30 protein-coding genes are annotated in these 26,271 nt (G+C 61.6%); 23 read left to right on the top strand and 7 right to left on the bottom strand.

All coding sequences use genetic code 11. The features are described 5' to 3' along the window. Positions 1-70: 70 nt before the first annotated feature. The 4 genes from HSS18214_RS0104275 (at position 71) to HSS18214_RS0104265 (ending at position 2,035) form a co-directional block, all read left to right on the top strand. Positions 71-631 carry a GNAT family N-acetyltransferase gene (locus tag HSS18214_RS0104275; RefSeq protein ID WP_016914062.1) on the top strand — a complete coding sequence of 187 codons (561 nt, stop codon included), beginning with the start codon at positions 71-73 and terminating at the stop codon, positions 629-631. A 9-nt stretch (positions 632-640) separates the two neighbouring features. Continuing rightward, positions 641-1,147 carry a DUF6979 family protein gene (locus HSS18214_RS0104270; RefSeq protein ID WP_202801272.1) on the top strand — a complete coding sequence of 169 codons (507 nt, stop codon included), beginning with the start codon at positions 641-643 and terminating at the stop codon, positions 1,145-1,147. A 228-nt stretch (positions 1,148-1,375) separates the two neighbouring features. Beyond that, the gene (locus HSS18214_RS19015) at positions 1,376-1,573 is read left to right on the top strand and encodes a GNAT family N-acetyltransferase (RefSeq protein WP_202801271.1); all 198 of its coding nucleotides are present in this window, start codon (positions 1,376-1,378) and stop codon (positions 1,571-1,573) included. 51 nt (positions 1,574-1,624) lie between these two features. Further along, positions 1,625-2,035, top strand: a complete 411-nt coding sequence (locus tag HSS18214_RS0104265) for a thiol-disulfide oxidoreductase DCC family protein (RefSeq protein WP_016914060.1) — start codon at positions 1,625-1,627, stop codon at positions 2,033-2,035. 109 nt (positions 2,036-2,144) lie between these two features. On the opposite strand, the gene HSS18214_RS0104260 is transcribed toward HSS18214_RS0104265, so the two are convergent. Then, complete coding sequence (locus HSS18214_RS0104260; RefSeq protein WP_016914059.1) at positions 2,145-2,432, bottom strand: type II toxin-antitoxin system RelE/ParE family toxin; 288 nt, start codon at positions 2,430-2,432, stop codon at positions 2,145-2,147. After that, complete coding sequence (locus tag HSS18214_RS0104255) at positions 2,425-2,646, bottom strand: TA system antitoxin ParD family protein (RefSeq protein WP_016914058.1); 222 nt, start codon at positions 2,644-2,646, stop codon at positions 2,425-2,427. Before HSS18214_RS0104255 ends, HSS18214_RS0104260 begins: the two co-directional genes overlap by 8 nt. 107 nt (positions 2,647-2,753) lie before the next feature. Between HSS18214_RS0104255 and HSS18214_RS0104250 the strand changes: the two genes are divergently transcribed. Beyond that, positions 2,754-3,437 (top strand): NAD(P)H-binding protein, encoded by a 684-nt coding sequence (locus HSS18214_RS0104250; protein WP_016914057.1) that lies wholly within the window; start codon positions 2,754-2,756, stop codon positions 3,435-3,437. On the opposite strand, the gene HSS18214_RS0104245 is transcribed toward HSS18214_RS0104250, so the two are convergent. Further along, positions 3,434-3,844: a winged helix-turn-helix transcriptional regulator gene (locus HSS18214_RS0104245; protein WP_016914056.1), complete on the bottom strand. Its 411-nt coding sequence runs from the start codon at positions 3,842-3,844 to the stop codon at positions 3,434-3,436. The two genes, HSS18214_RS0104250 and HSS18214_RS0104245, sit on opposite strands and share 4 nt — an antisense overlap. A 90-nt stretch (positions 3,845-3,934) precedes the next feature. On the opposite strand from HSS18214_RS0104245, the gene HSS18214_RS0104240 reads away from it, so the two are divergent. Beyond that, the gene (locus HSS18214_RS0104240; protein ID WP_016914055.1) at positions 3,935-4,795 is read left to right on the top strand and encodes an SDR family oxidoreductase; all 861 of its coding nucleotides are present in this window, start codon (positions 3,935-3,937) and stop codon (positions 4,793-4,795) included. Between the two features lie 98 nt (positions 4,796-4,893). Here HSS18214_RS0104240 and HSS18214_RS0104235 read toward each other — a convergent pair whose 3' ends face one another. Continuing rightward, a complete protein-coding gene (locus HSS18214_RS0104235) occupies positions 4,894-5,778 on the bottom strand; it encodes a LysR family transcriptional regulator (protein ID WP_016914054.1) in 885 nt (294 codons plus the stop codon). A 169-nt stretch (positions 5,779-5,947) separates the two neighbouring features. Here HSS18214_RS0104235 and leuC point away from each other — a divergent pair, with 169 nt between their 5' ends. From leuC to HSS18214_RS0104160, 15 genes are all read left to right on the top strand, one after another. After that, positions 5,948-7,399 carry a 3-isopropylmalate dehydratase large subunit gene (gene leuC / locus HSS18214_RS0104230; protein WP_016914053.1) on the top strand — a complete coding sequence of 484 codons (1,452 nt, stop codon included), beginning with the start codon at positions 5,948-5,950 and terminating at the stop codon, positions 7,397-7,399. A gap of 3 nt (positions 7,400-7,402) precedes the next feature. Beyond that, complete coding sequence (gene leuD, locus HSS18214_RS0104225; protein WP_016914052.1) at positions 7,403-8,050, top strand: 3-isopropylmalate dehydratase small subunit; 648 nt, start codon at positions 7,403-7,405, stop codon at positions 8,048-8,050. Positions 8,051-8,080: 30 nt separating this feature from the next. Then, complete coding sequence (leuB, locus tag HSS18214_RS0104220) at positions 8,081-9,166, top strand: 3-isopropylmalate dehydrogenase (protein WP_016914051.1); 1,086 nt, start codon at positions 8,081-8,083, stop codon at positions 9,164-9,166. A 128-nt stretch (positions 9,167-9,294) separates the two neighbouring features. Further along, a complete protein-coding gene (gene asd, locus HSS18214_RS0104215) occupies positions 9,295-10,407 on the top strand; it encodes an aspartate-semialdehyde dehydrogenase (protein WP_016914050.1) in 1,113 nt (370 codons plus the stop codon). 195 nt (positions 10,408-10,602) lie between these two features. Continuing rightward, the gene (locus HSS18214_RS0104210) at positions 10,603-12,360 is read left to right on the top strand and encodes a type IV pilus assembly protein FimV (protein WP_016914049.1); all 1,758 of its coding nucleotides are present in this window, start codon (positions 10,603-10,605) and stop codon (positions 12,358-12,360) included. A gap of 9 nt (positions 12,361-12,369) precedes the next feature. Beyond that, positions 12,370-13,308, top strand: coding sequence for a tRNA pseudouridine(38-40) synthase TruA (gene truA, locus HSS18214_RS0104205; RefSeq protein ID WP_016914048.1), 939 nt, complete (start codon positions 12,370-12,372; stop codon positions 13,306-13,308). Then, complete coding sequence (locus HSS18214_RS0104200; protein ID WP_016914047.1) at positions 13,305-13,937, top strand: phosphoribosylanthranilate isomerase; 633 nt, start codon at positions 13,305-13,307, stop codon at positions 13,935-13,937. Before truA ends, HSS18214_RS0104200 begins: the two co-directional genes overlap by 4 nt. A gap of 72 nt (positions 13,938-14,009) precedes the next feature. Continuing rightward, positions 14,010-15,248: a tryptophan synthase subunit beta gene (gene trpB / locus HSS18214_RS0104195; protein ID WP_026001714.1), complete on the top strand. Its 1,239-nt coding sequence runs from the start codon at positions 14,010-14,012 to the stop codon at positions 15,246-15,248. A gap of 8 nt (positions 15,249-15,256) precedes the next feature. Next, a complete protein-coding gene (gene trpA, locus HSS18214_RS0104190) occupies positions 15,257-16,060 on the top strand; it encodes a tryptophan synthase subunit alpha (protein WP_016914045.1) in 804 nt (267 codons plus the stop codon). A gap of 95 nt (positions 16,061-16,155) precedes the next feature. Beyond that, positions 16,156-17,157, top strand: a complete 1,002-nt coding sequence (gene accD / locus HSS18214_RS0104185) for an acetyl-CoA carboxylase, carboxyltransferase subunit beta (RefSeq protein ID WP_016914044.1) — start codon at positions 16,156-16,158, stop codon at positions 17,155-17,157. Then, a complete protein-coding gene (folC, locus tag HSS18214_RS0104180) occupies positions 17,150-18,445 on the top strand; it encodes a bifunctional tetrahydrofolate synthase/dihydrofolate synthase (RefSeq protein WP_016914043.1) in 1,296 nt (431 codons plus the stop codon). The genes accD and folC overlap by 8 nt, the downstream gene beginning before the upstream one ends. Positions 18,446-18,462: 17 nt before the next feature. Further along, entirely contained in the window at positions 18,463-19,149 is a 687-nt protein-coding gene (locus HSS18214_RS0104175; RefSeq protein ID WP_016914042.1) for an SPOR domain-containing protein, read from the top strand. A 2-nt stretch (positions 19,150-19,151) separates the two neighbouring features. Continuing rightward, positions 19,152-19,700: a CvpA family protein gene (locus tag HSS18214_RS0104170; protein WP_016914041.1), complete on the top strand. Its 549-nt coding sequence runs from the start codon at positions 19,152-19,154 to the stop codon at positions 19,698-19,700. A gap of 104 nt (positions 19,701-19,804) precedes the next feature. Then, the gene (gene purF / locus HSS18214_RS0104165) at positions 19,805-21,325 is read left to right on the top strand and encodes an amidophosphoribosyltransferase (RefSeq protein WP_026001713.1); all 1,521 of its coding nucleotides are present in this window, start codon (positions 19,805-19,807) and stop codon (positions 21,323-21,325) included. A gap of 89 nt (positions 21,326-21,414) precedes the next feature. Then, on the top strand, positions 21,415-22,614 hold the full coding sequence (locus HSS18214_RS0104160; RefSeq protein ID WP_016914039.1) for an O-succinylhomoserine sulfhydrylase: 1,200 nt from the start codon (positions 21,415-21,417) through the stop codon (positions 22,612-22,614). A gap of 353 nt (positions 22,615-22,967) precedes the next feature. Here HSS18214_RS0104160 and merA read toward each other — a convergent pair whose 3' ends face one another. The 3 genes from merA to merT are packed head-to-tail and all read right to left on the bottom strand — an operon-like array spanning position 22,968 to position 25,040. After that, positions 22,968-24,377, bottom strand: coding sequence for a mercury(II) reductase (gene merA, locus HSS18214_RS0104150; protein WP_016914038.1), 1,410 nt, complete (start codon positions 24,375-24,377; stop codon positions 22,968-22,970). A gap of 2 nt (positions 24,378-24,379) precedes the next feature. Continuing rightward, complete coding sequence (gene merP / locus HSS18214_RS0104145) at positions 24,380-24,676, bottom strand: mercury resistance system periplasmic binding protein MerP (protein ID WP_006911918.1); 297 nt, start codon at positions 24,674-24,676, stop codon at positions 24,380-24,382. 13 nt (positions 24,677-24,689) lie between these two features. Then, on the bottom strand, positions 24,690-25,040 hold the full coding sequence (gene merT / locus HSS18214_RS0104140; RefSeq protein WP_016914037.1) for a mercuric ion transporter MerT: 351 nt from the start codon (positions 25,038-25,040) through the stop codon (positions 24,690-24,692). Between the two features lie 73 nt (positions 25,041-25,113). Here merT and merR point away from each other — a divergent pair, with 73 nt between their 5' ends. Then, positions 25,114-25,560 carry a mercury resistance transcriptional regulator MerR gene (gene merR, locus HSS18214_RS0104135; RefSeq protein ID WP_006911920.1) on the top strand — a complete coding sequence of 149 codons (447 nt, stop codon included), beginning with the start codon at positions 25,114-25,116 and terminating at the stop codon, positions 25,558-25,560. Between the two features lie 78 nt (positions 25,561-25,638). Then, a partial coding sequence (locus HSS18214_RS0104130) for an ISL3 family transposase (RefSeq protein ID WP_016914036.1) occupies positions 25,639-26,271 on the top strand: 633 nt, incomplete at its 3' end.

Below are 26,271 nucleotides of genomic sequence, written 5' to 3'. Positions count from 1 at the left end.
GCGCGATGCCAGGGGGGTGAGTTGACGGACTTGGTGATAGTAGCCAGCCAGTGCTAGATATGGAAATGGAGTGCTGATATTGAAAGGATTATTTTTCCCCGTGATTGAAACCGCGCGGTTGATACTTAAACCCTTGGCCATCAATGACTCGGATAGCCTGCTGGAAATCTTTTCTGATCATGAGGTCATGCGGTATTGGAACACTGCACCTTGGGCAACGATTCAGGACGCGATTGATTTCATCAATGGAAGTCATGAGTCGATGCGCCGTGAAGAGTCGCTGGTGCTCGGCGTGTATCTGAAGTCGACAGGTGAGTTGGCTGGCAAGTGTATGCTGTTCAGCTACGATCAAGCATCCAAACGGGCTGAAATCGGGTTTGGGTTGGGCCGTTCATGCTGGGGGCAGGGATATATTCATGAGGCAGGCGAGGCGTTGATTCAGTACGGGTTCAACTCATTGGGGCTCCGGCGGATTGAAGCAGAGATTGATCCAGAGAACCTGGCGTCAGCGAAAGCACTAGGTAAGCTCGGGTTTTCTCAAGAGGGGCTGCTAAGGCAGCGCTGGGAAGTCAATGGCGTTGTCTCTGACTCGGCAATGTATGGGCGCTTGGTCAGTGATCTTCCCGCATAGCGAATGGCGGTGTCCACCCGCTGGTGGAGCCTGGATGGCTGCCTACTTTTCTATTGGTGGCGCGGCCTCGCGGGTGCCTCGCTGATCGCTCGTTACCACGCGCTACATGGTGATTCGAGTTGGGGGCGTAAAATGGCTAAATATGGCGATGTTGCTTTACAGGCTGTTCGCTTGGCAGGGGAAGGTGTTTCTCCTGTAGAAGCGTGGAATTTGGCCGCCGCATCCATGTTTCCTGATCAGCATGCTGCTCGTGTTAAAGGCTGTCCACGGTCTGCATTTTTGGGGTTATGCGAAGAAGGCTATGTCGAGGGAATAGAGGCTGGTAAGTACACCACCTCTGTTTCCAACAAAAAATACGCGATTGACTTGCTTAAGCTTCTTCACGAAAAACCGCACTTGGCCGATTTGCCCAGAAAACAACTTTGGGGAATTGTCGTCCAAGGGGCACCGAAACAGCATAACCAGCAAGTCGAAGTGGTACTTGCGCTGTGGCGTGCTGGGTTGCTGAGCATTTGAACCGCGCTGATAGTGTGTTTGATCGCGCCACGTATCACAGTTTTGAGCATCGATAGCTGCTCGGTGGCGCGGCCTCGCGGGTGCCTCGCTGATCGCTCGTTACCACGCGCTACAGGGGTGGCTGCCCTTGGTGGCGCGCAGTGTGCGGCTTTGTTCCGGCGCGATGCCAGGGGGGTGAATTGACGGACTTGGTGATGGTAGCCAGCCAGTGCTAGATATGGAAATGGAGTGCTGATATTGAAAGGATTATTTTTCCCCGTGATTGAAACCGCGCGGTTGATACTCAAACCCGTGGCCATTGATGAGTCGGATAGCCTGCTGGAAATCTTTTCTGATCATGGGGTAATGCGGTATTGGAACACTGCACCTTGGGCAGCGCTTCCCGACCCGATGCAGCGGATTGTAATGGTGCGCCGTTGCCCGTAGTGTCAGGCAACCTACCCATGTCGAACGAACGTCTTCTTTCTTCAGGAGCCTATGGATAATCGGCATATCGTGATATTCGATGGTGTGTGCAACTTCTGCAATGGTGCAGTGAGTTTCATCATCCAGCGAGATCCAGAGGGCGTCTTTGCCTTCACCCCGATGCAGAGTGAGTTGGCCCAGGAGCTGACGGAGCGCTTCAACGTTCCTGATGTGGGCACGGACACTCTGGTGCTGATCAAGGAGGGTGAGTGTTATGTGCTCTCGGATGCCGCCCTTGAGATTGCCAAAGACCTGAAAGGGCCTTGGCGGCTGTGTTATGCACTCAAGGGGGTGCCCAGGCCGATCAGGGACGCGGCTTATAAACTATTCGCGCGGCATCGCTATCGGCTCTTTGGTAAGAAAAATGCCTGTATGGTGCCGTCAGCAAAGGTGAAGTCGCGGTTTGTGGGGGGCGATACCTGATCCGTGAGGCGGATGTATTCAGTCAGGTGATGGTGGGGCGTGGGTTGCTTACCTTTTCTCTCGGTGGCGCGGCCTCGCGGGTGCCTCGCTGCTCGCTCGTTACCACGTGCTACTGTCGTTTGATATCGCGGTAGAAGTTTTCGTGTGAGCCCAGTGCCATCAGCTCAAGCACAAGAACACCCTCATGGAAGCTATAACCCAGTAGGGTCAGTTGCTTGTTCATTTTGAACTTGTGTACTCGCAGGAAAGCCAGGTCGCCTTTCTTCTGTTCTCCCATATAGGGGTCGGCCATTAGCTGCCTGATGACAGAGTCCAGGTCTTTTTTTTGATTTGGCTTGAGTTTTTTGACCGCTTTCTTGAAGGAAGGCGTTTGTAATACGCTGGTAGCGCTAATCAAAATCGTAGGCCTCCAGCTTTCCAGCATCACGTTCTGCCTGTGCGATGATGGCTTGGCGGACAAAGTCGTAGGGCAAATCGGGGTTGTCTTCCATCATCTCGCCGATTTTTGCCCAGTGTTCTATTTGCTTGGGTGTTGTACGGTGTAAAGCCCTTGCCATGATGGCCGCTTTATCCACCAGTTCTTTATCTAAGCGTATGCTTGCAGTAGACATCAGTCACTCCTGTCGTTGGACTTAAAAAATTGTAGCGTGACGCTACACCAGTAGCAAACTGCTGCGTACTAGCTTGACCAGACGTTCACATTTTCAAGAGGTCAATCATGCCCACCACCGCCATCGTTCTTGGTGCCACTGGCGCCATTGGCCAGCACCTCGTGACGCAGCTTTCCCAGCGCGATGAGGTGGAGAGCGTCATCGTCGTGACCCGCCGCGAGCTGGATCTTGCTCGTGAATTTCCCCACGCTAACGCTTCCAGGCTTCAGCCTGCGCTGCTGGATTTCGAACAACTGGAAGCTGAGGTTGCCGAGCTGGTGCCCGCTGGGGCCATGGCGTTTGTAGCGCTGGGCACCACGAAAAAGCAGGCAGGGAGTAAAGAGGCGTTTCGTCGCGTGGACCATGGGTTGGTGCTGGCGTTTGCCCGTGCCTGCAAAGCGGCGGGGGTGAGCCGGTTGGCTGTGGTGACGGCGCACGGTGCCAATGCTCGCTCGTCGATATTTTATAACCGCGTGAAAGGCGAAGTGGAGCGGGATATTCAGGCGCTGGGGTTGCCCTGTGTGTTCTTTGCTCGGCCTTCGCTGTTGTTGGGGCGGCCGCAGGATGGGCGCTTGGCAGAGACGTGGGCGAGCGCGGTGCTGTCACCCGCAGTGCGGTGGCTACCGCTTACCCTGCGGCCTATTTCGGTAGAGGCCGTGGCAGCGGGTATGGTCAAGGTGGCGCTGGAGGAGGTCACGCCCTCCATCGTGCAAAGTAATGCGGCCCTGCATCGCTTGAGCATGGGTAGCTAGTCAGGCTTTCGGCTTGCAGCAAGCAGTGTAGGCAGGTTGTGTTCGATCCAATCGGTTAGCGCTTCGATGTGCTGCCCCAGCTCTTTGCCCGGCGCCGTTAATGAATACTCCACATGCGGCGGCACGACGGGGTGCGCATAGCGTGCTACCAGGCCATCCTCTTCCAGTTGCTGAAGCGTTTGTGCCAGCATTTTCTCACTGACACCCTCGATCTTGCGGCGCAGTTCGCTGAAGCGGTGGGTGCCTTTCATCAACACCAGCAGCACTAAAACCCCCCACTGGCTGGTCACGTGTTTCAAAATCTGCCGTGATGGGCAGGCTTTTGCGAGTACTTCGCCACGGCGCATGGCATTGGCGAGTGCCCCATGGCTGGCGCTTTGATCAGGGGCCGTTGGGTGACGGGTCATGGTACTTACCTTTTTGTGCGTACTTACTAAAAGTTAGTTTAAAGGGTACGCTTCATTTCACCAACCATTGCAGATGAATGAGGTGAAAACATGATCGTAGTAACGGGTGCTACCGGACAGCTAGGCGGCTTGGTGATTGATGCGCTAGTGAAGCGCGTGCCTGCCGAGCACATTGTGGCCGCCGTGCGAAATGTGGAAAAAGCCCAGCCGCTGGCCGAGCTAGGCGTACATGTACGTCAAGCCAATTACGATGACCCCGATAGCTGGCAAGCGGCTTTGCAAGGAGCCGAAAAGGTGCTGCTGATCTCGTCTAGCGAGATTGGCCAGCGTGTCAATCAGCATCGGGCGGTCATCGAGGCTGCGAAGCGTCAGGGCGTGGCACTATTGGCGTATACCAGTCTACTGCATGCCGATTCGTCGCCGCTTGGTCTAGCGCAGGAGCACCGTGAGACCGAGGCACTGATTCATGCCTCTGGTGTTCCTTATGTGCTGCTGCGCAACGGCTGGTACACCGAAAATTATACGCAGGGAGCTTCTGGGGCGGTCGCCCAGGGTGCCTTGTTTGGCTGTGCCGACGAGGGGCGGATTGCCTCGGCTGGGCGGGCTGATTACGCCGAAGCAGCGGCCATCGTGCTTGCCAGCGATCAGCACAGGGAGCCCGTGTATGAGTTGGCTGGTGACAGCGCTTATACGTTGGGCGAGCTGGCGGCCGTTATCTCGCGGCAAAGCGGACAGCGCGTCGATTACGTCAACGTAAGTGAAGCCGACTACGTAAGTGCTTTGCAGCAGGCGGGGCTGCCGAAGGAGTTCGCTAGCGTATTGGCAGATGCCGATAGGGGCGTTGCCAAGGGGGCCTTGTTGGATGAGAGCCGTCAGTTGAGCCAGTTGCTGGGTAGGCCCACGCTGTCGCTGGAGGAGGCTGTCAAACAGGCGCTGTCGTCATCGCGGTAATACATGCCCGCATTTAGGCGGGGTCTCTGTGGCGCTGGCCCACGCTTTCAAAGGCGTGGGCCAGTGTCGTTTCTGATGTTGTCCCCGCTACCAGGCCATCACGCGCGGGCATTCTCCAGCGCCTCGATCATCCTGCGCGCAGCGTTGGAGAGCGTGCGGTTGTGGTGCACCAGATAACCCAGTGGGCGGTGGATGGGGTCGGTATCCACCGGCAGTTCGACCAGTTCGCTGTCGAGCATGCTTTCCGGCAGCAGGCTCCAGCCGAGCCCGACGCTGCACATCATCTTCAGGGTTTCCAGGTAGTTGGTGGACATGCTGACCGGCAGGGTCAGGCCGGCGGCCTGGAAGCGTTGGCCGATCAGGGTGTGGGTGAAGGTCTTGGCGCCGGGCATCACGCAGTTCACCTCGCACAGTTCGGCCAGGCTCAGCGTGGCCTGGGTGCGGCTGCGCTGGGCCAGTGGGTGGTCCTTGGCGCAGACGAAGCAGAGCCGGTCGCGCCAGAGCTCGACCACCTGCAGCTGCTCCACCGGGTGGGGCGCCAGGGTGACGATGGCCATTTCCAGGGTGCCATCCACCACGCCCTGATAGGCAAGCTCGGAGTCCAGGAAGTGCAGGTCGAGGGCCACTTCCGGATGGCGCTGGGTGTAGAGCTTGAGCAGCGGCGGCAGCCGGTGCAGGCCAATGTGGTGGCTGGTGGCCAGGGTGAGCTTGCCGCCTACCTGGCCGGAAAGGTTGGCCAGCGCGCGGCGGCTGTCGTCCACGGTGAATAGGATACGCTGGGCGCGGGGCAGCAGCAGGTTGCCTGCCTCGGTAAGGGTGATTTTCCGCCCGATACGGTCGAAAAGCCGCGTGCCCAGCAGCTCTTCCAGGGTGGCAATGCGTTTACTCACCGCTGGCTGCGTAAGGTGAAGCTGCTCGGCGGCCCGGGAAAAGCTTTGGGTTTGCGCCACGGCAAGAAAGGCTTGCAGGCTTTGGGTATCCACGGCGGCTCCCTGATTATCTATTCCTGTTTGGAATCTAAAGTATGAATAACATGAATTGCTTTTATGTGCGAGTCGGGTAACACTCGGGTCATCGTCCATGACGCCCGCGACAAGAGCGGCCCGTAAAAGCCGCCAACACGACTAGCAGGGCACTGCCCAGGAGAGCCACATGTCAGGTCAAACCCTTTACGACAAACTCTGGAACCAGCACTTGGTCAAGCAGCGCGATGACGGCACGGCGCTGATCTACATCGACCGCCAACTGCTCCACGAAGTGACCTCGCCACAGGCGTTTGAAGGCCTGCGTCTGGCCAACCGCAAGCCCTGGCGCCTGGATGCCAACCTGGCCACCCCCGATCACAACGTGCCCACCACGGTGAAAGAGCGTGCCGAGGGCAACAGCGGCATCAAGGACCCGGTCTCGTTGATTCAGGTGCAGACCCTGGACGACAACTGCCAGGCCTTCGGTATCGAAGAGTTCAAGATCAACGACCCCCGCCAGGGCATCGTGCACGTGGTGGGCCCCGAGCAGGGTGCCACACTGCCCGGCATGACCGTGGTGTGCGGCGACTCGCATACCGCCACCCACGGCGCCTTTGCCGCGCTGGCCCACGGTATCGGCACCTCGGAAGTGGAGCACGTGCTGGCTACCCAGTGTTTGCTGGCGCAGAAGATGAAGAACATGCAGGTGCGCGTGGAAGGCGAGCTGGGTCTGGGCGTGACCGCCAAGGACGTGGTGCTGGCCATCATCGGCAAGATTGGTACCGCCGGCGGCACCGGCTATGCCATCGAGTTTGCTGGAAGCGCCATCGAATCGCTCTCCATGGAAGGCCGCATGACCGTGTGCAACATGGCCATCGAAGCAGGTGCTCGGGTAGGGCTGATTGCGGTCGATGACACCACCATCGATTACCTCGCCGAGCGCCCCTTTGCGCCCACCGCCGAGCAGTGGGAAGCCGCCGTGGCCGACTGGCGTCTGCTGGTCTCCGATGCCGATGCCCACTTCGATAAAGTGGTCACCCTGAAGGCCGAAGAGATCGAACCGCAGGTGAGCTGGGGCACCAGCCCGGAAATGGTCACCGGTATTTCAGGCCAAGTACCCGACCCGCAAGCCGCCGATGACGAAACCGTCCAGCGCAGCCACGCCCGCGCGCTGGAGTACATGGGCCTGCAGGCCAACCAGAAGATTACCGATATCAAGCTGGACAAGGTGTTCATCGGCTCCTGCACCAACTCGCGTATCGAAGACCTGCGTGAAGCCGCCAAGGTGGCCAAGGGCAACAAGGTAGCCGATACCATCAAGCTGGCCATGGTGGTGCCGGGTTCTGGCCTGGTGAAGCGCCAGGCGGAAGCCGAAGGCCTCGACAAGATCTTCATCGAAGCGGGCTTCGAGTGGCGCGAGCCGGGTTGCTCCATGTGCTTGGCCATGAATGCCGACAAGCTGGGCGCTGGCGAGCACTGCGCCTCGACCTCCAACCGTAACTTCGAAGGTCGTCAGGGCTACGGCGGGCGTACGCATCTGGTGAGCCCGGCCATGGCCGCTGCGGCCGCCATTGCTGGTCACTTCGTCGATGTCCGTACCTTGCCTGCCAACGATGCCACCCACGCCCAGGAGGCCTGAGCCATGAAAAAGTTCGAACGTTTTGAAGGCATCGTCGCGCCTCTGGACCGTGCCAATGTCGATACCGATCTGATCATTCCGAAGCAGTTCCTGAAGTCCATCAAGCGGACCGGCTTTGGCGTGAACCTGTTCGATGAGCTGCGCTACCTGGACGAAGGCCAACCCGGTCAGGACTGCTCCCAGCGCCCGCTGAATCCGGATTTCGTGCTGAACCAGCCGCGCTTCCAAGGCGCCGAGGTGCTGCTGGCACGGCGTAACTTTGGCTGCGGCAGCTCCCGCGAGCACGCGCCCTGGGCGCTGGAAGATTTTGGCTTCAAGGTAGTGATTGCCCCCAGCTTTGCCGATATCTTCTACAACAACGCGTTCAAGAACGGCATCCTGCTGGTGACGCTGGCCGAAGAGCAGGTGGATCGCCTGTTTGCCGAGGTGGATGCCAACGAAGGCTACCAGCTGGACGTCGACCTGGAGCACCAGCGCGTGATCACGCCCAGCGGCGAGATTCTGGAATTCGAGGTCGACGAATTCCGCAAGCACTGCTTGCTGAACGGCCTGGACGATATTGGCATTACCCTGCAAGACGAAGAGGCCATTCGCAGCTTCGAAGCGCAGCATCGTCAGCAGCGCCCGTGGCTGTTCCGTCAGCCCGCGTAAGTCTTCCATTTTTTGTGCTAAGGATTGAGCATGACTCATAAGGTGTTACTGCTGCCCGGTGACGGTATCGGCCCGGAAATTGCCGCCCAGGCGGCGCGTTTGTTGAAAGCCTGCCAGGATGCTGGCCTGGACATCGACGTGGAAGAGGGTCTGGTGGGCGGCTCGGCCTACGACGTACACGGCGAGCCGCTGCCCGCTGAAACGTTGGAAAAAGCCAAGGCTGCCAGCGCGATTTTGCTGGGTGCCGTGGGTGGCCCCAAATGGGACAAGATCGACGACCTCTCCAGGCGTCCTGAGAAAGGCTTGCTGGGCCTGCGCAAGAACCTGGGCCTGTTTGGCAACCTGCGTCCGGCCATGCTTTACCCGCAGCTGGCCAGCGCTTCCAGCTTGAAGCCCGAGCTGGTGGCCGGGCTGGATATCATGATCGTGCGTGAACTCACCGGCGGCATCTACTTCGGCCAGCCCCGGGGTATCGAAGTGCGCGACGGCGAGCGGGTCGGCTTCAATACCTATATCTACTCTGAAAGCGAAATCGAGCGTATTGGTCGTGTCGCCTTCGAGATGGCCCAGAAGCGCGGCAAGAAGCTCTGCTCGGTGGACAAGGCCAACGTGCTGGAAGTGACGATTCTGTGGCGTGAGGTCATGGAGCGGCTGGCACCGGAATACCCGGATGTAGAGCTGTCGCACATGTACGTGGACAACGCCGCCATGCAGCTGGTGCGTGCACCGAAGCAGTTCGATGTGGTGGTCACCGGCAACATGTTTGGCGACATTCTCTCCGATGCCGCCGCCATGCTGACCGGCTCCATCGGCATGTTGCCTTCTGCATCGCTCAACGAGAGCGGGCAGGGCATGTACGAGCCTTGCCACGGCAGCGCGCCGGACATCGCAGGCCAGAACGTCGCCAACCCGCTGGCCATGATGCTCTCGGTGGCCATGATGCTGCGCTACTCGCTCAATGAGCCCACCATGGCCGAGCGCATCGAAGCGGCGGTGGGCAGCGTGCTGGACGACGGCCTGCGCACGGCGGATATCGCTTCCGAAGGCACCCGTCGGGTCTCCACGGTGGAGATGGGTGATGCAGTGCTGGCGGCCTTTGCACAACGCTCAGCCTAAGGCTTGCAAAAAGAGCTTCGCTTCGACTCGTCGCAAAGCAACCAACGTCGGCTGCCCCAAGGGGTGGCCGACGTCGTGTCGGATATTTGTGTATAATACTTATCTCATTCTTGGTTGGAGGACTTCACATGTTGAAAGTCGGTTTCGTGGGATGGCGTGGCATGGTGGGTTCTGTGCTGATGCAGCGCATGCAGGAAGATGGTGATTTCAACGGTATCGAGCCGATTTTTTTCACCACTTCTCAAGTTGGCCAGCCCGGCCCCGACATCGGCGTGGACGTGCCTCCGCTGAAAGATGCGTTTGCACTGGATGACCTGAAAGCGTTGGACGTGATCATCACCTGCCAGGGCGGTGACTACACCAAGAAGGTCTACGGCGACCTGCGCAACGGCGGTTGGCAAGGCTACTGGATCGATGCCGCCAGCACCCTGCGGATGGAAGACGAAGCCACCATCATCCTCGACCCGGTGAACCGTAAGGTCATCGATGCGCAACTGGCGAAAGGTGCCAAAACCTTCGTGGGCGGCAACTGCACCGTCAGCCTGATGCTAATGGGCCTGGGCGGCCTGTTCGAGGCCGATATGGTCGAGTGGATGACCTCCATGACCTATCAGGCGGCGTCCGGCTCCGGTGCCAAGCACATGCGCGAGCTGCTCAACCAGATGGGCCACCTGCGTGATAGCGTGGCCAGCGAATTGGCCGACCCGGCCAGCGCCATTCTGGATATCGACCGCAAGGTCACTGCGGCCATGCGTGGCGGCGACTTCCCCACGGAAAACTTCACTGCGCCGCTGGCGGGCAGCCTGCTGCCGTGGATCGACACCAAGCTGGAGAGCGGCCAGAGCCGCGAAGAGTGGAAAGGCAGCGTCGAGACCAACAAGATTCTGGGACTGCAGAACAACCCGATTCCCATCGATGGCCTTTGCGTGCGTATCGGTGCCATGCGCTCCCACAGCCAAGCGTTCACCATCAAGCTGAAGCAGGATGTGCCGCTGGACGAGATCGAAGAGCGCATTGCCAAGCACAACGAGTGGGTGCGCCTGATTCCCAACGATAAGGACGCCACCGTAGCGGGCCTGACCCCGGCAGCAGCCACGGGCACGCTGCAAGTACCGGTAGGTCGGCTGCGCAAGCTGAACATGGGCGGTGAATACCTCTCGGCCTTCAGCGTGGGCGACCAGCTGCTGTGGGGGGCCGCCGAGCCGCTCAAGCGCATGCTGAAGATCCTGCGCGAGCAGTAATCCAGCGCGGGCCGTCAGGTAAACCAGTGGGAAGCTGTTCGCAGCTTCCCATTTTTTTGCCCGTCAGGCGTGTCGAGGGTGCATTGGCCCAAGCGGCATGTTAAATACGTTATGATAAAAACGAATTAAGTCATTGTGATGGGTGAATGTTTCCGCACAATGTAACGCAGGGAACCGCAGGCAGTAGGGGCCGCAATGAAAAACAAGCTGGCATGGTGGTCATGGCTGCCGCTGGGCGTCGTAAGCCCGTTGGCGTTGGCCGTGGGGCTGGGGCAGGTGACGGTCAACTCACCGCTCCAGGCACCGCTGAATGCCTCCGCACCCATCGTGGATGTCTCCGAGACTGCGCTGGGCGAGTTACGGGTGGAGGTCGCTGACGAAGCGGCCTTTACCGCCCGGGGGCTGGAGTGGACCCCGCTGGCGGCCAGCGTGCGCGCCGAGATCGAGCGCCTTCCCGGCGGTGCTCGGGTGGTGCTGCGCACCGAGCAGGAGGTGCTGGAGCCCTGGCTGGATCTGCTGTTGACCATCAGCGGCCCCGATGGGCGTAGCGCCGAGGCGTTCACGCTACTGTTCGACCTGCCGGAGAGCGCCGCCAGTGCGCCGGTGGCGGCACCTGCCAGCCATGTCAGCCCGTCCGCGACGGCTGCGCAAGCCCCGCCACAGGCAGTCTCTTCTTCGCCATCGCCCGCATCCGTGGCCAGTGCGGCCCAGGCGCCTGGCGGAACGGCCTATGTGGCCAGCGGCGATTCACTGTGGGGGGTGGCGGCGCGGGTCAAGCCCGCCGAGGTCAGCGTCCAGCAGATGATGCTGGCCCTGGTCGAAGCCAACCCGTCGGCGTTCCCTTCCGGTAACCCGGATGAACTTCGCGCCGGGCAAACCCTGGTGGTGCCAGGTCGCGAGCAAATCATGGCACGTAGCCCCAGCCAGGCATCCCAGGCGGTGCAGGCCATGCGCCAAACGGCGGCGGCGCCATCGTCAGGCGAGGAGCCGGTGCTGGTCGACGAGGCGCTGGCCGCGAGCGAGCAGTTGCCACAGGGCGCGCCAGAAGGCCCATTGGCCGAGGGTGATGCCGAGAGCGAGACAGAGAGCGAGCTGGCAGGGCTGACCCTCAACGACCTGGCAGAACAGCTGCGCGAAAGCCAGGCCATGCTGCAAACCGTCCTCGAAGAGCGTGACCTGATGCAGGCGGAAATGGCTGCGCTGCGTCAGGAGGTGGCCTCGTTGACGGAGGCGCTGCAGGCGTCTCAACAGGAAACCCAGCATGCCCTGGCTGTCGCAGAAGCCATGGCGGCCAGCGCGGGTCAGGCGGCCGGTGCGCGAGCGTCCGGGCCGGGGGTGATCGCACGGCTGGAGGCCTATCAGTGGCCGCTGGCCAGTGCCGCCCTGGCGCTGTTGCTGGGGGCGCTGGTGTGGTCACGCAAACGCCGCGAGCGCCAGTGGGAGGACGTGCCCGCGCCCGCCGCTGCCGTGGAAACGCCCCCACGGCGCGCCGAGCCTGTCATGGAAAGCACCGGCACCGCTGGCGCACCTTTGGCCGAGCCGCCCCTTGCCGAACCACCGCCTTTCGATATCCCGAAAGCGCCGCCACAGGTAGCCGAGCGCTATGAGCAGGTGTCTGCTGCTGACGAGCCGGTGACCGACGAGCTTGCTGTCCAAACGCCTGTTGCTCAAGCGCCTGGTGAGCATAGCCCCTTGGAGGAGGCTACAGAGCTGTCGACGCCCCAGGCACCTGCGCAACCGGTGCCGGACGATCATCGGGCGCACTGTATCGATTATCATCCGCCCTCGCTGCAGGCTAACGAGTCAGACGCGGCCGAGACCTCCTTGTCAGGAAACGCGGACGCGCCACCGCTGCGCACCCGCTATACCCCTGAAGAGGAGTGGGAAATCGAAGAGGTGGCATTCGAGCCGCGACGTCGGGATAATAGCGACTCTTCCAAATCCTCCAAATGACGTGGCTTGATGACGCTGTTCTACCACTTTGATGAAACACAACCGCTGGCTGGCCGACTGGCCATGGGCGTCGAATATGACGGCACACGTTTTTGTGGCTTTCAGCGCCTGAAGCATGCCGCCTCCGTGCAACAGGCCATCGAAGATGCGCTGGGCAAGGTGGCGGGGGCGCCCGTGCATATCTACGCCAGCGGCCGCACCGATTCCGGTGTGCACGCCACGCGCCAAGTGATTCACTTCGACCCGCCGGTACAGCGCACTGAAAAAGCGTGGATTTTCGGCGCCAATACCCATCTGCCCCGAGACGTGGCGGTGCGTTGGGTGAAGCCGGTATCCGACGATTTTCATTCGCGCCTTGGCGCGCTGGCACGCCGTTACCGCTACCTCTTTCTGAATCAGATCAGCCGCCCGGTCATGGAGCGCCACAACGTCACCTGGTGTCGCGACCCGCTGGATGCCGATGCCATGCATCGTGCGGCCCAGGTGCTGGTGGGCGAGCACGATTTCAGCAGCTTCCGCGCGGCGGGCTGCCAGTCGAAATCCCCCTGGCGCCAGATGCACTTCGTCGAAGTGAAGCGTTACGGCCCGCTGGTGGTGATCGATATCCAGGGCAATGCCTTCCTGCATCACATGATCCGTAACATTGCCGGAGCGCTGGCCAGCGTTGGCCGGGGGGCGCAGGACGAAGGGCATATCGCCCGCCTGCTGGCGATGAAGAATCGCCAGAAGGGCGATGTCACGGCGCCTGCCTGCGGCCTGCATTTCGTCGACTCCCTCTACGACGAACGTTTCGAGATTCCCAGGGAGCCGCTGGGGCCCAATCTGCTGGCCTTCACCGGCGAGTGGACCGGCGAGCGGGCGCTGCCGGAGACGCCTAGAGTGGCCGCCCGGCGCCAGCTCACCTTTACCCAGCAAACCAGCCCTGAACAGCAGGAGAGCGCCTCATGACCGCACCTGGTCGCACGCGTATCAAGTTTTGTGGCTTTACTCGCCACGAGGACGTGGCCGAGGCCGTGGTGCTGGGGGTCGATGCGCTGGGGTTCGTCATGTGGCCCAGGAGCGCGCGGGGGATCGACCCTGCCACGTTGGCAGCGCTGGCAGCACCGGTACCGGCTTTTGTGACGCGGGTGGGGCTGTTCGTCAACCCTGACGTGGCGCTGGTGGAGGCGTGTTTGCCGCACCTGGATTTGATCCAGTTCCACGGTGACGAGTCCGCCGACTTCTGCGCCCAGTTCGATCGCCCCTGGATCAAGGCGCTGCGCATGCGTGACGACCTCGACCTGCATCAGGCAGCGCAGCAGTATGCGGCCGCCCAGGCACTGCTGCTGGACGCCTATCGGCCGGGCGTGCCTGGCGGAACCGGAGAAACCTTCGACTGGTCTAGAATCCCCGCAGCCCTGCAAAAACCTGTTATTCTGGCGGGTGGGCTGACGGTCGAGAACATTGCCGCCGCGGTGGCGCAGGTGGCTCCCTATGCGGTTGATGTATCAGGGGGAATCGAAGCCGCCCCAGGCCAAAAGGATGCTCGGCGAATGGCCGACTTCGTGGCTCAGGTCGGGCGGGCCGATCAGCGCTGACGAGGGGCGTAAAACCCTTCTTCCACCTTTATGTATTCATTCATCTTTGCCTTTCTGGCAATCCTGTGAGGTATGCCTGTGACAGTCTCAGCAACTGAAACCAAGTTCAGCGACCTGACCCGAATGCCGGATGCCCGTGGTCACTTTGGCCCCTATGGCGGCCGATTCGTGTCGGAAACCCTGAGTTACGCTCTTGAAGAGCTGGAGCAGGCCTACTTCAGCCTGCGCGACGACCCGGCCTTTCAGGCGGAGTTCGACCGCGACCTGGCGCACTATGTGGGTCGCCCCTCGCCGCTGTATCACGCCGAGCGCTGGTCCAACTCGCTGGGTGGCGCGCAAATCTGGTTGAAGCGCGAAGACCTCAACCACACCGGCGCCCACAAGGTGAACAACACCATCGGTCAGGCGCTGCTGGCCAAGAAGGCCGGCAAGCCTCGGGTCATCGCTGAAACCGGCGCGGGTCAGCACGGTGTGGCCACGGCCACGGTTGCCGCGCGGCTGGGGCTGGAGTGCGATGTCTACATGGGCGCCGCCGATGTCCAGCGCCAGAAGCTGAACGTGTACCGCATGCGGCTGCTGGGCGCTCGGGTCATTCCGGTGGAGTCCGGCACCCGCACGCTCAAGGACGCCATGAACGAGGCGTTGCGTGACTGGGTCACCAACGTGGACAACACCTTCTACATCATCGGTACCGTGGCCGGGCCGCATCCGTACCCGCTGCTGGTGCGCGATTTCAATGCGGTGGTGGGGCGCGAGGCGCGCCGTCAGTCGCTGGAGCAGATCGGCCGCCTGCCGGATGCGCTGGTAGCATGCGTGGGCGGTGGCTCCAATGCCATTGGCCTGTTCTACCCGTTCGTCGAAGATGACGCCGTGGCCATGTACGGTGTCGAGGCAGGGGGCGACGGGGTGGAAACCGGCCGTCACGCCGCGCCGCTGTCTTCCAATGCACCGCGTGGCGTGCTGCACGGCAACCGCACCTACCTGATGTCCGACGAAGCGGGCCAGGTGATGGACACTCACTCCATCTCCGCAGGCCTCGATTATCCTGGCGTTGGCCCCGAGCACGCGCTGTGGAAAGACGCCGGTCGCGTGCAGTACGTGGCCGCCAACGACCAGCAGGTGCTGGAAGCGTTCCGCGAGCTGACCCGCATGGAAGGCATCATGCCTGCGCTGGAGTCTGCCCATGCCTTGGCCCATGCCAAAGTGCTGGCGCCCACCATGCGGCCTGATCAGCATATCGTGGTGAACCTTTCAGGGCGTGGTGACAAGGACATCATGACCGTGGCTAACATCGACGGCATCGAGTTTTAAGGGCTAGCATGAATCGAATCGACCAGCGTTTTTCCGAATTGAAGCAGCAAGGCCGCAAGGCTCTGATCCCTTACATCACCGCCGGGGACCCTGCGCCCCAGTACACGGTAGGCTTCATGCACGCCCTGGTGGATGCCGGGGCCGATGTGATCGAGCTTGGCGTGCCGTTCTCCGACCCGATGGCGGATGGCCCGGTCATCCAGAAGGCCTGCGAGCGGGCTCTGAAACAGGGCACCCGGCTGGTGGACCTGCTGGACATGGTGGCCGAGTTTCGCCAGACCGATACCCAGACCCCCATCGTGCTGATGGGCTACCTGAATCCTATCGAACGCATCGGTTACACGGCCTTTGCCGATAAAGCCGCCAGCGTCGGTGTGGACGGCGTGCTGGTGGTGGACATGCCGCCGGAAGAGGCGGACGAGTTCGGCCCGCTGCTCAAAGCGCGCGGCTTGGCAGCGATTTTCCTGGTTGCGCCTACCACTTCCCATGCCCGTGCCGCTACAATATGCGCCCACGGTGAGGGGTATCTTTACTATGTGTCGCTCAAAGGCGTGACCGGGGCGGCCACATTGAACGCAGCCGATGTCGCTGAACACCTGGCGCCGCTGCGTGACATGACCGATTTGCCGCTGTGCGTTGGGTTCGGTATTCGCGATGGGGTGACGGCCGCCGAGGTGGCGAAAGTCGCCGATGGCGTGATCGTCGGCAGCGCGCTGGTCAACCGCATTGCGGACAGCGTGGATGCCCCTGAAACCATCACCGGACAGTTGAAGAGCGTGTTGGCTGAGATGCGGACCGCCATGGACGCCTGAGTGCGTCCTCTCATCGTCTACACTGAATCTTGAATTGACGACACTCATCAAGCTTGGCTTGACCAAGCGTTGACGTATACGGAAGCCTTTTTGATATGAGCTGGTTAGACAAGATCGTGCCCTCCATGGGGCGTATCCAGCGGAAGGACCGTCGTGCCAGCGTGCCCGATGGCCTCTGGCGTAAATGTCCCAAATGCGAGGCGGTGCTGTACCTGCCGGAGCTGGAAAAGCACCACAGCGTCTGCCCCAAGTGTGACCACCACTTGCGTCTGACCGCCCGCAAGCGCCTTGACTGGTTCCTGGACAAGCAGGGGCGCGAAGAGGTGGGGGCCGAGATCGAGCCCAATGACCGCCTCAAATTCCGCGACTCCAAGAAGTACAAGGACCGCCTGACGGCTGCCCAGAAAGAGACCGGTGAAAAAGACGCGCTGGTTGCCATGCGTGGCGAGCTGGATGGCCTGCCGGTCGTGGCCGTGGCCTTCGAGTTCACCTTCATGGGCGGCTCCATGGGGGCCGTAGTCGGTGAGAAGTTCGTCCGCGCGGCCACCATTGCGCTGGACGAGGGTATTCCGCTGATCTGCTTTGCTGCCTCGGGTGGCGCGCGGATGCAGGAAGCGCTGTTCTCGCTGATGCAGATGGCCAAGACCTCGGCAGCCCTGGAGAAGCTCAAACAGGCGGGTGTCCCCTATATTTCCGTGCTGACCGACCCGGTGTTTGGTGGCGTTTCCGCGTCGCTGGCCATGCTGGGTGACCTGAACATTGCCGAACCCAACGCACTGATCGGTTTTGCAGGCCCTCGGGTCATCGAGCAGACCGTGCGCGAAACCCTGCCGGAAGGTTTCCAGCGCAGCGAGTTTCTGCTCGAACACGGCACGGTCGACATGATCGTACATCGTCATGACATGCGTGCGCGTGTCGGTGGTGTGCTGCGCAAGCTGACCCATCAGCCCGCCGTGGAAACCAGCGCTGAACCGGTGGTCGAAGGTGAAATCACCGAACCTGTGGTGGAAGAAGCCGCATTGGCGGATGCTGCAGAGAGCAGTGCTCAGGCAGAGCCTGCCCAGCCTGCGAGCGATGACGCGTCGCGCAATGCCTAGCACGTTAGCCGAATGGCTGAATCATCTTGAGACGCTGCACCCGGTAGGCATCGACATGGGCCTGGAGCGGGTGTCGCAGGTGGCCCGGCGTATGGGACTGATGGACCGCCCCCTGGCTCGCCAGGTGATTACCGTGGCAGGCACCAATGGCAAGGGCTCGACCCTTGCCATGATCGATGCGGTGGCGCGGGCGCATGGCCTGCGCACCGGTACCTACACGTCTCCTCATCTGCTGCGCTATAACGAGCGGGTCACGCTGGAAGGGCGCGAAGCCAGTGACCAAACCCTGGTCGAAGGCTTCATTCAGGTGGAGGATGCTCGCCTGGAAGCGCCCGCCATCAGTCTGACCTACTTCGAGGCGGGCACGCTGTGTGCGCTCTGGTGCCTGGCCAATGCCGAGCTGGATCTGGCGGTATTGGAGGTAGGGCTGGGCGGGCGGCTGGATGCCGTCAACATCATCGATGCCGATGTGGCCATCGTGACTACCATCGCGCAGGATCATGCCAATTTCCTGGGGACCGATCTGGCTCAGATCGGGCGCGAAAAAGCAGGTATCTTTCGCCCCCTGAAACCCGCCGTGCTGGGAAGCTTGACGCTGCCCACGAGCGTGCTGGACACGGCCATTGCGGTGGCTGCGCCCAGCTACGTGCTGGGCGTGGGTTTCAGCCATAGCGCGGGTGACGAGCCGCCAGGCACGCCCTGGTGCTGGCATGGGCTCAACCGTGAAGGGGATACTCTTTCCCTTGACGCGCTGCCAGACCCGGGCTTGCCCATCGACAATGCGGCCACGGCGCTGCAGGCGCTGGCGCTGGCAGGTGTGCCGTTGAAGGTGCGGCCGGTCAGTGAAGCGCTGGCTGGCGTGACGCTGCCGGGGCGCCTGCAGTGGAGCGGGCAGTGGTGCCTGGACGTGGGGCATAATCCGCATGCGGCCAGCTATCTGGCGCGCAGGCTTCCCGCGCCGCCTGCCGGTGGTCGCCAGTGGGGGCTGCTGGGCATGCTCAATGACAAGGATGCCGACGGTGTGATCGAGGCACTGTTGCCGCGTATCCGTGACTGGGTCTGCGTCAGCCTGGAAGGCGAACGTGGCCGCTCGGCCAGCGAGCTTGCCGAGCGTATTACGTCGCTGGGCGGGCGCGTGTATCATTGCGCCGATTCCCCCGAGGCCGGGGCAGAGTGGCTGGCTCAACGGCTGACGCCAGAGGATCGGGTATTGGCAACGGGGTCATTCTTTACCGTGGCAGCGCTACTGGCGATGCCACTGCCTCAAGCATCGCCGCAGGCACGTTAAGCTGGAGGGAGAGGGATATGAAATACGGTAAAACGGAACGCATTAGCGGTCTCGTGATTCTGCTGGCCGTGCTGGCGATCATCGTGCCGTGGTTGATGAGTGACCCGGCTCCCCGGGAGGAGCGTCCGCAGCCCACCTTCGTGATCGAACAGCCGGTGAATGTGGTGCGTCAGGACGTTCCTGTGCCCGAGATGCCTGCTTCCATCAACGCGCCGTCTCCCCTCGAGCCGCTGGAGAATGCCGAGGTAGTGGACGAGCCCATCGAGGTTGTGCCGCTGGAACCGCAGACCGAGGCCGTTGCCAGTGCGCCCGCTGAAACGCCTCCGCCAGCGGCACCCGCCGAAGCGCCGCGCAGCGAACCGACGCCCGCTCCCGCCAATGACCCGATTGCCGAGCTGGTGGCCGCCAACCAGAACCGAGGCAGCGGTAGTAGCAGCGGCAGCAGCAATGGTTCTGCTCCCCAGGCGCAGCAGCAGGGCGAATGGGCCGTTCAGGTAGGCAGTTTTGGCGATGCCGCCAATGCCCAGCGAATTAGCGACCAACTCACCAATCAAGGTTTCCGCGTTTTCCAGCGCCCGCGTGACAACAACCTCACCACCGTGCTGGTGGGCCCGTACGGCTCTTCGGAAGATGGCGAGGCGGCGTTGGCGCTGGTGAAAGAGCGCGCCAATGTTCAAGGCCTGCTGGTGCGGGTAAGAGACTGATCATGGCGCTGACATGGATTGATGCCGTTTTTCTGGCCGTGCTGGCGCTATCGATGCTGGCAGGCTTCGTACGGGGCTTCGTGCGTGAATCACTGGGGCTGGCTGCCTGGCTCGTCGCGCTGATGGTGGCGCGGGTGCTGGCCGAGCCGGTGGCCGAGCTGATGGCTGGCTTCATCGAGAGTTTCGATGCTCGCCTGGTGCTGGCCTTTGCGCTGGTCATCTTTGCGGTGATTCTGCTGTGCGGCATCGTGATACGTGTCGTTCACGCCGCCGTGGAGTGGGTGGGCATGGGGCTGTTGAACCGTTTTGCGGGCGCTGCGTTCGGGCTTGCCCGTGGCGCGGTCATCCTGCTGGTGGTAACCGTGCTGATCACCTTGACACCGTTGGCAGACCTTCAGGCATGGCAGGAAGCCTCACTGCGCCCCACCTTCATCGAGTTGCGGGACTGGGCCGTGAGCCAACTGGACCAGTGGGAGCGTGAGCTGCCGACGCCACCGGCGTCGCTGCGCGATGTCTCGCTCCCCGAATTGCGCGTACCCGTTCAGCAATAGCCGAGCGGTGGATGTCGTGCCGCTGTCTGGCAGCGGCACGAGTAAGTTGGATGATCATACGGGTTTGCACCAGCAAGCCGTGGTACTAAAGCGAGGTAACTGGAATGTGCGGTATAGTGGGCCTTCTGGCCAAGCAGGCGGTAAATCAGGGAATCTACGATGCCCTGACCGTACTTCAGCATCGCGGCCAGGACGCTGCCGGCATGATGACCTGGAGCGAGGGACGCTTCCTACTGCGCAAGAGTAACGGCCTGGTCCGTGACGTTTTCCATACTCGCCACATGGCGCGCCTGAAAGGCAACCTGGGCATTGGCCACGTGCGCTACCCCACGGCGGGCTCCTCCAGTGAGGCCGAGTCTCAGCCGTTCTACGTCAACTCTCCCTACGGCATTGCGCTGGCCCACAACGGCAACCTGACCAACTCCGAGCAGTTGAAGCAGGAGCTGTTCTCCACGGACCTGCGCCATATCAATACCAGCTCAGACTCCGAAGTGCTGCTCAACGTCTTCGCCCACGAGCTGGGCAAACAAGGCCTTCACCTGGAAGCCGAGGACATCTTCGATGCGGTGCGTCGCGTGCATCGTCGCTGCAAGGGTGGCTACGCGGCCGTGGCGATCATCAACGGGTTCGGTATGGTCGCTTTCCGTGATCCCCACGGCATTCGCCCGGTGGTGTTCGGCACGCGCCAGGACCCCAACGGCCAGGAAGTGATGATCGCTTCCGAGTCGGTGGCGCTGGACGTGGGTGGTTTCGAACTGGAGCGTGACCTGGCGCCGGGTGAGGCCATCTTCGTCGACATGCAGGGCCAGATTCATACCCAGGTATGTGCTGACCGCCCCGAGCTGTATCCGTGTATCTTCGAGCACGTCTATCTGGCGCGCCCCGACTCCATTCTGGATGGTGCTTATGTCTACGGCACGCGCATGCAGATGGGCCGTAAGCTGGGCGACCGTATCATGAGCGAGTGGCCCGACCACGATATCGATGTGGTGATTCCGATTCCGGACACTTCGCGTACCTCGGCACTGGAGATGGCCCAGCACCTTGGCGTCACCTACCGCGAAGGCTTCATGAAGAACCGCTACATTGGCCGTACCTTCATCATGCCAGGGCAGACCCAGCGCAAGAAATCGGTGCGCCAGAAGCTGAATGCCATCGATGTCGAGTTCAAGGGCAAGAACGTACTGCTGGTGGATGACTCCATCGTGCGCGGCACCACCTGCAAGCAGATCATCCAGATGGCCCGGGATGCCGGTGCCCGGAAGGTCTATTTCGCCTCGGCGGCGCCCCCGGTTCGCTACCCCAACGTCTACGGCATCGACATGCCCGCGGCCACCGAGTTGATTGCTCATGGCCGCACGGAAGAGGAAGTCGGCCAGCTGATTGGCGCCGACCGCATCTTCTATCAGGATCTGGAAGACCTGAAGAGCGCCTGCCGCGAGGTCAACCCCGAGATGGAATCCTTCGACTGCTCGGTGTTCGATGGCAACTATGTTACCGGCGATATCGACGAGGCTTACCTGGCGGTACTGGAGGCTAGCCGTAACGATGCGGCCAAGGACAATAGCGCGGGTGACCATGCGCTGGTTGACATGCACAATCAGGACGATGACCTGGACGACTGAGCGCGAATACGCTGGCAACTTTCCTCGGGGGAGTTGCCAGTGGATTGAGCGTTATGGAAGCTGGACGTTTTGGAAAAGAGGGCGCTGCCATGCACGATGATCATCACCAGGAGGAGTGGTCGCTCGAAACGCTCGCCATTCGCGCGGGGCATCACCGCACGTTTGAGCAGGAGCATGCCGAGCCGATTTTTCCCACCTCGAGCTTTGTTTACGAGAGTGCTGCCGAAGCTGCCCGTAAGTTCGGTGGTCAAGAGCCGGGTAACGTCTACTCGCGTTTCACCAATCCGACGGTACACACCTTCGAGCGCCGACTGGCGGCCCTGGAAGGTGGTGAGCGCTGCGTCGCCACCAGCTCTGGCATGGCCGCCATTCTTTCGACTGCCCTGGCACTGCTGTCGGCAGGGGATGAGATCGTCGCCTCGCGTTCGCTGTTTGGCTCTACGGTCAGCCTGTTCGACAAGTATCTGGGCAAGTTTGGTATTACCACGCGCTATGTGGAGCTTTCCAATCTGGCAGCCTGGGAAGCCGCGGTGACGCCCGCAACTCGGCTGATGTTTGCCGAAACGCCGTCCAATCCGCTCTCCGAAGTGGCCGATATTCCGGCCCTGGCAGCGTTGGCGAAGCGCAGCGGGGCCTTGCTGGCCATCGATAACTGTTTCCTTACGCCTGCCCTGCAACAGCCGCTGGCACTGGGGGCCGATCTGGTGATCCACTCGGCCACCAAGTATCTGGATGGCCAAGGGCGCGCCGTGGGTGGCGCGGTGGTAGGGCGTCATGACCTGCTGGAAGAGGTGTTTGGCGTCGTGCGGACCTGCGGCCCCTGCCTGAGTCCGTTCAACGCGTGGATCTTCACCAAGGGGCTCGAGACCCTGTCGCTGCGCATGAGGGCCCACTGCGAGAACGCCTTGAGCCTGGCCCGCTGGCTCGACCAGCACCCCGCCGTCAGTCGGGTGTATTACAGCGGTCTGGAAGCACACCCTCAGCACGCGTTGGCCAAGCGCCAGCAGCAGGGCTTTGGGGCCGTGCTGGGGTTCGAGGTGCTGGGTGGACAAGAGGGCGCCTGGCAGGTGATCGACGCTACGCGCATGCTGTCGATTACCGGCAATCTGGGCGATGTCAAAACCACCATCACCCACCCGGCCACCACGACCCACGGGCGTCTTTCCGAGGAACAAAAGGCCGCCGCAGGTATTGCGCCGGGTTTGATTCGGGTAGCTGTCGGGCTCGAAAGTCAGGCGGATATCCAGCGTGACCTGGCGCGTGGCCTGGATGCGCTGGCTGCTCGTTGAAGTACCATGACGACTGACCGGCCATGAGGCCGGTTTTTTATGGGTATCCGGATTATCTGGTTGGTATGCGAGAGCGAAAGGTGGCCGACAAACTCAACCCACAACGGATTAGCTGGTTGATGGCTCGCTGAGTACGCTCACTTGCTAGAGAGCAGATACTTCACCAAACAGGCGATGCCCAGGACCAGTAGCAATAGTAGGGCAATTCCGATCACTGGCATTATCCAGCCCATCGCCCCCATCATCCCGCAATCTGGTAGTGTCGTGTTCATCGTGACAGGGCTCCCTGTGGTGTCCATGCCCAAAACCCGTGGTGCCGCCGCCCAGTGGCACCACGGTCGCGCTCATATCGTTCACCCGGCACAGCAGGACAACTGCGTCACATCCTTGGTGAAAGTCTGGGCACAGAGCTTGAGCCCTTCCACCATGGTCAGGTAGGGAAACAGCTCATTGGCGATGTCGTGTACGGTCATGCGTGCGCGTAGCGCCATCACCGCCGTCTGGATCAGCTCACCGGCTTCCCCCGCCACCGCCTGCACCCCCAGCAACCGGCCCGAGTCGCGTTCGGCCACCAGCTTGATGAAACCACCGGTGTCGAAATTCACCAGCGCACGCGGCACGTTTTCCAGGTCCAGCTCACGGGTATCGACGCTGAAGCCTTGCTCGATGGCCTCGGCTTCCGTCAGGCCGACGGTGGCCACCTGGGGGTCGGTGAAGATCACCGCCGGCATGGCGCTCAGGTCCAGGGTGGCTTCGCCCCCGGTCATGTTGACGGCAGCCCGGCTGCCCCCGGCGGCGGCGACATAGACGAACTCCGGCTGATCGGTGCAGTCACCGGCGGCATAGAGCCCCGGCACCGTGGTGTGCAGATGCTCATCGACCAGAATAGCCCCATGTGCGGTTTCCACGCCGAGGCTCGCCAGGTTCAGGGCCTCGGTATTGGGTGTCCGTCCGGTGGCCACCAGCAGTTGATCCGCCCGCAAGGTGCCGGCGTTGGTGTCGACAATGAATTCATTGTCGGTGTAGTCCACACGGCTCGCCTGGGTCTGCTTGAGGACCTCGATGCCCTCGCGGCGAAACGCCGCCTCCACCGCATTCCCTACCGCCGGGTCTTCCTGGGAGAGCAGGCGGCTGCGGGCCAGCACCGTGACCCGGCTGCCCAGCCTGGCGAAGGCCTGGGCCAGTTCCAGGGCCACCACCGAGGCGCCGATCACAATCAGCCGCTCGGGAAGAGTGTCCAGGGCCAGAGCACTGGTAGAGGTCAGGTAGGGGGTGTCGGCAAGACCCGGGATCGGCGGTACTGCCGGTCGGGCGCCAGTACCGATGAAGGCGCGGTCGAAGTGGACGACCTGCTCGCCGCCCTCGTTCAGCTTGACCATCAGGCTATGGGCATCGATAAACCGGGCCTCGCCGTGCAGGACAGTGATGGCCGGGTGGTCGCGCAGAATCCCCTCGTACTTGGCGTCACGCAGTTCCTCGACACGTCGCTGCTGCTGCTCGAGCAGCTTGGCCCGATCCACCACCGGCGCCTGGGCGCTCAGGCCTGCATCGAAGGGACTTTCCGTACGCAAGTGGGCAATATGGGCCGCGCGAATCATGATCTTCGAAGGCACACAGCCTGTATTGACACAGGTACCGCCGACGGTGCCGCGTTCGATCAGGGTGATCCGGGCGCCGCGCTCGGCGGCCTTCAGGGCCGCCGCCATGGCGGCGCCGCCGCTGCCGATCACGCTCACGCGCAGCAGGGTCTTGGGATTCTTCATGATCACTCTCGATCCGCTTGCGAGGATGTCGGGGTTGATGGATACCCAGCGTTGGTGGTGGCCTCGGTCAATGCCTCCACCGACGTTCGGGCGTCGTCAAAGGTGACCACGGCCTCGAGATCCGCGTAGCTCACGTCGACTTGCGAGACGCCGTCCACCTTGTTGAGGGCGGCCTTGACGGTGATCGGGCAGGCGGCACAGGTCATGCCCGGCACCGACAGCTTCACGGTCTGCAAGGCCGCTAAGGCGGGCGTGCTGAGCAGGGCGAGTAGCGCGATGAAGGCGAAACGAGCTTTCATGGTAGATCTCCTTTTAATAGAACAAGGGCAAGACGTAGGGGAATACCAGGGCGATTAGCACCAGCAGCGATACGAGCCAGAAGATCGCCTTGTAGCCCGTCCTGACCCGTGGCACGGCACACACCTCTCCCGGCTGGCACTTTTCCACTGGCCGAAAGACGCGACGCCAGGCGAAGAGCATCGCCACCAGCGCGACGCCGATAAAGAGCGGGCGATAGGGCTCCAGCGACGCCAGATTGCTGATCCAGGCGCCGGAAACGCCCAGCGTGATCAGAACCAGCGGGCCGAGGCAACACGCCGAGGCCAGGAGGGCCGCGACTCCTCCGGCGGCCAGGGGCCCTCGCCCCGTTTTAGGTGTCCGCATTGACGATTCTCCTTTCGGGATGGGGGGAGCTACGATAAGGTTACTTCCGTAGCTTGGTACGGAGTCAAGCATCATGAAGAGACATGCAGATAAAGTGGCGGACACCATGACCATTGGCGGCCTGGCCAAGGCGGCCGGCGTCAATGTCGAGACAATCCGCTATTACCAGCGACGAGGGCTATTATCGGAGCCCGAACGACCTCCCGGAGGTATTCGACGCTATAGTGCCGCCGATATCGACAGGTTGACGTTCGTGAAAACGGCGCAGCAGCTGGGCTTTAGTCTGGATGAGATCAGTGACCTACTTCGGCTGGAAGATGGCGCCCACTGTCAAGAAGCCAGTGCTCTCGCAGAGCACAAGTTAGGGGACGTTCGCGAGAAGATCGACAGGCTTGAAAGAATTGAGAAGGTGCTGAGCGAAATGGTCGACCGATGCCATGCACAACAAGGCAATATCACTTGCCCGCTAATTGCGTCATTGCATGAAGGGCTCAGAGAAGCAGAAGACCCAAGGGAGTAAATCACCTTCAGTTCGTAGAAAACAACGCGGTCAAAGAGTCGCAATCATCTATGGACCATGTCGACAAGGAAAGTTTGCATGACCAGCTTGCCTGACAACATCCTGCACCTTCCCGAGTACCACGTCCTAGCCACCAAGATGGAAGAGCATGATCTCCACTACCAGGTCGAAGCTCCTGAGCCTCTAGCTTGCGAGGAATGCGGCGTTGAGAGTGAGTTTGTCAGGTTCGGCAAGCGCGATGTGGCCTATCGCGACCTACCCATCCACGGAAGGCGGGTCACCCTCTGGGTGGTCCGTCGCCGCTACACCTGCCGGGCGTGTGGAAGGACGTTCCGGCCAGCTCTTCCGGAAATGGTAGACGATCACCGCATGACGCGGAGGCTTTACAACCACGTCGAGAAGGAAGCCTTCAATCACCCCTACGCCTACGTGGCTGATACCACGGGCCTCGACGAGAAGACTGTCCGCGAGATATTCAAGAAGAAGGCTGAGTTCCTGGCAGCCTGGCATCGCTTCGAGACACCCCGCTGCCTGGGGATCGACGAGCTGTACCTGAACCGCCGCTACCGCTGCATCCTGACCAACCTGGAGGAGCGTACCCTACTGGACCTGCTGCCCGGTCGCCAGCAGGACGCGGTGACGAGGCGCCTCATGAGCATGACCGAGCGCCACCAGGTCGAGATCGTCAGCATGGATATGTGGAAACCCTAC

Origin of the sequence: Vreelandella stevensii S18214 (assembly GCF_000275725.1) — a bacterium.
In the GTDB taxonomy this organism is placed as follows: Bacteria; Pseudomonadota; Gammaproteobacteria; order Pseudomonadales; family Halomonadaceae; genus Vreelandella; species Vreelandella stevensii.
The sequence above is the reverse complement of the archived record's forward strand: the minus strand, read 5'-3'. Positions and strand labels throughout refer to the sequence as shown.